Raw genomic sequence first — 3233 nt, 5'->3', positions numbered from 1 at the left:
GGACGCAATCGCCGACGAGGCCGTGCTGTCGCGGATCGGGTTTGACGACGTCACATCACTCGACTTCAAGAAAGTGCCTTCCGGCCATGCCGGCCTGGAGTGGCGCAACATCAACGCCATCGCTAGAAACTACGTCAAGGAGAGCGAAGGCTATCTCAACGGCAGCATCCGGGGCAACCACGCAGCCTATACCAGCAGCGGCCACCCAGCCGAGTTCGGCGGCAGCACACCCTTCGGCTTTCATTCGGTCATGTTGACCGCCGCCTGGCTGAGATCGGAAGGGGAGGTGGCGCTGATTGAAAGCTGGCTGGGCGACGAACTCGTCGCCAGCGATGAGGTGGTGCTATCGGCATTGGCGCCGGTTCACTACGCGCCCATGCTGAAGGCTGTGACGCGTGTGCGCGTTTCCACCAGGCACCACTGGCAGCTCGTGCTGGACGATCTAGTGCTGGCGCGCTGAGCGGCGTAGACACCCTTTGGCATTTCGGCGGACTGCCATCGGCATCTTGTCCCGGCAATGGGGCCGGAAGAGGCCGCACGCCGTTCTGGAATTCCATCACGCCAAGGAATGTTTGCTCCTTCTTCGGCGGATGCCTTGCATTATTGCGGCGGGTTGGACAACACCACAGGCGCATTCGCGGCGGTGATCGCCCCAAGCCTGCCTCTAAGAACCAAAGTGGGCTTCTCGTAGACTTTCTTCATGCCAAGCTCTCCTGCAAAATCCCTGCCGGATGATCCCATAACATCGTGTGCTGTCAACCAATGCGCCTTCCATTCAGTCCAGCTATTCCTGGGCAATGTGGCTTTCCGCGCACAGTCGTGGGCCGGCAGGGTCCGTAAGGTTCTCTATCGAGCCACATTCTTCGCCTCGATGATGTCCCGCACTTAGTCTTGGCAAAGCTCGGCCGTCTCCCCCGCAGGGGGTCAGCAGCATGCGCCGGCTTACACTTCAGCCCGGAAATTGGCGAAAGCGATCGTGACATCAATCTCCCCCCTTGCGGCGGAGATGCCCGGCAGGGCAGAGGGGGTGTGACGGAACGCGGCCCTCGATCGGTTCCGGCCGCCAAGTCCAAGGTACGTGCCATGCCCACCCTCCACCTCGTCGAAGCCTCGATCGCCGACCTGCGCCGCGCGCTGGAGGACGGCACCGTCACCAATGTCGAGCTGGTCGCGGCCTATCTCAGGCGTATCGCCCATTACGACCGTCACGGCATCGCGCTGAACGCCGTGCCTGTCCTCAACCCGGACATGTTCGCGGAGGCGGAAGCATCCGATCGGCGCCGCCGCGCGGGCGAGGCGCTCGGACCGCTCGACGGCATCCCCTACACCGCCAAGGACAGTTACAAGGCGAAGGGCCTGACGGTGGCCGCCGGCTCGCCGGCCTTCGAGCATCTCGTCGCCACGGAGGACGCCTTCACCATCGCCCAACTGCGCGCCGCGGGCGCGGTGCTGATCGGCCTCACCAACATGCCGCCGATGGCCAATGGCGGCATGCAGCGCGGCGTCTATGGCCGCGCCGAGAGCCCGTATAACAAGGATTTCCTCACCGCCGCCTTCGCCTCCGGCTCGTCCAACGGCTCGGGCACCGCGACCGCCGCCAGCCTCGCCGCTTTCGGGCTCGGCGAGGAAACCTGGTCGTCCGGCCGCGCGCCCGCCTCCAACAATGCGCTCACCGCCTACACGCCCTCGCGCGGCGTGATCTCGGTGCGCGGCAACTGGCCCCTGGTGCCGACCATGGATGTGGTGGTGCCGCATACGCGCAGCATCGCCGACATGCTGGTGCTGCTCGACGTGATCGTCGCCGACGATGCCGAGGCGCGCGGCGATTTCTGGCGCGTCCAGCCCTGGGTGGATATCCCGAAAGTCTCGACGCTGCGGCCGGCGAGCTACACCGCCCTTCCGTTGCAAGGCGCGCTAAAGGGCAAGCGGCTGGGCGTGCCCAAAATGTATATCGGCAAGGATGACGGCGCCGACAGGCCGATCGAGACGCGCGCCTCGGTGCTGGAGCTTTGGCGGCAGGCGGCGCGCGACCTGGAAGCGCTCGGCGCCGAAGTGGTCGAGGTCGATTTCCCCGTCGTCTCCAACTACGAGCGCGATCGTCCCGGCGCCCGCTCCATGGTCGACCGTGGGCTGGTGCCGCCGGAATTCGCCGAGCGCGAGATCTGGGACCTGTCGATCTGGTCGTGGGACGATTTCCTGCGCGCCAATGCCGACCCGGCCATCCCCGATCTTGCTTCGGTCGACGGCGCAAAGATCTTCCCGCAGCCGCCGGGCGCGTTGCGCGACCGTTACGGCGAGGCCGATTTCGATCTGGCGCAGTATGTCGAGCGGGCGAAGCGGGGCGTGGCGCGACTGGAAGATATCCCAGCCATCGGGGAAGGCCTGAAAGGCCTCGAGGCAACGCGCCGCGTCGACTTCGAGGAGTGGCTCGATGCCAACCGCCTCGATGCCGTGGTGCTGCCGGCGGTGGCCGATGTCGGGCCGGCCGATGCCGACGTGAACGAGGCCTCCGCCCGGCTCGCCTGGCGCAACGGCACCTGGGTCGCCAATGGCAATCTTGTCTGGCGGCATCTGGGCATCCCAACGGTGACGGTGCCGATGGGCGCCATGGCCGATATCGGCATGCCGGTGGGCCTGACCTTCGCCGGCAAGGCCTATGACGACACGGCGCTGCTGATGATTGCCGGCGACTATGAGCGCGCCACCAAGCGCCGCACCGCCCCGCCGCGCACGCCCGCGCTTGCCGATGATGTGTTTGCGGCGGGCAGCGGGGTGAGGAGGGGCGCTAGCGACGCGCCGTTTTCCCTGAAGCTGACTGCCGAAACGGTCCCCGCCGGTGACACCGACGAGATCACGATCGCGCTGGAGATCGAGCGGGCGGAGCCGGAAACGGTCGTGAAAGTCTACGTCAACGGCGAGCCGGTGATCATGCGGGCCGGCGGGAACCGCTACACCGGCCGGATCGTGGTGCCCGCCGCGACGCATCAAGGTTTCCACAGCGTCTGGCGGGGTTCATATGGCTCGATCGTCACGGCCATTGCGAAGTCGCCGGATGGCCGCGCTGCCGGCGCGTATGTTGTGACGGGCGGGATTGGGTAGCACCTCTCCCTTCTCCCTCAGGGAGGGCTTTGCACGGAACTGAGTTGGTGATTCCGTATGTCCGGCATGAAGGGGAGATGATTCGGATGGTCGATCGCGTGCTTGGACAACTGAGCCTTGCGGATGGGCTGGTG

General features: G+C 65.9%; 2 protein-coding genes and 1 pseudogene. 2 read left to right on the top strand and 1 reads right to left on the bottom strand.

Features of this window, described 5'->3' with window-relative positions:
- A pseudogene (locus EOA24_RS31880) lies at nt 1-460 on the top strand (hypothetical protein); the annotation flags it as partial.
- A 140-nt stretch (nt 461-600) separates the two neighbouring features.
- Here the strand turns inward: EOA24_RS31880 and EOA24_RS31875 are convergent.
- Nucleotides 601-702, bottom strand: coding sequence for a putative RiPP precursor (locus EOA24_RS31875; RefSeq protein ID WP_112130457.1), 102 nt, complete (start codon nt 700-702; stop codon nt 601-603).
- 381 nt (nt 703-1083) lie between these two features.
- Between EOA24_RS31875 and EOA24_RS31870 the strand changes: the two genes are divergently transcribed.
- Nucleotides 1084-3099 (top strand): amidase, encoded by a 2016-nt coding sequence (locus tag EOA24_RS31870; RefSeq protein ID WP_127410480.1) that lies wholly within the window; start codon nt 1084-1086, stop codon nt 3097-3099.
- Nucleotides 3100-3233 lie beyond the last annotated feature (134 nt).

Origin of the sequence: Mesorhizobium sp. M2A.F.Ca.ET.039.01.1.1 (assembly GCF_003998035.1) — a bacterium.
Lineage (GTDB): Bacteria > Pseudomonadota > Alphaproteobacteria > Rhizobiales > Rhizobiaceae > Mesorhizobium.
The sequence above is the reverse complement of the archived record's forward strand: the minus strand, read 5'-3'. Positions and strand labels throughout refer to the sequence as shown.

Coding starts and splice junctions, on each gene's coding strand:
- EOA24_RS31875 (WP_112130457.1), bottom strand. CDS start 702: ATGAAGAAAGTCTACGAGAAGCCCACTTTGGTTCTTAGAGGCAGGCTT.
- EOA24_RS31870 (WP_127410480.1), top strand. CDS start 1,084: ATGCCCACCCTCCACCTCGTCGAAGCCTCGATCGCCGACCTGCGCCGC.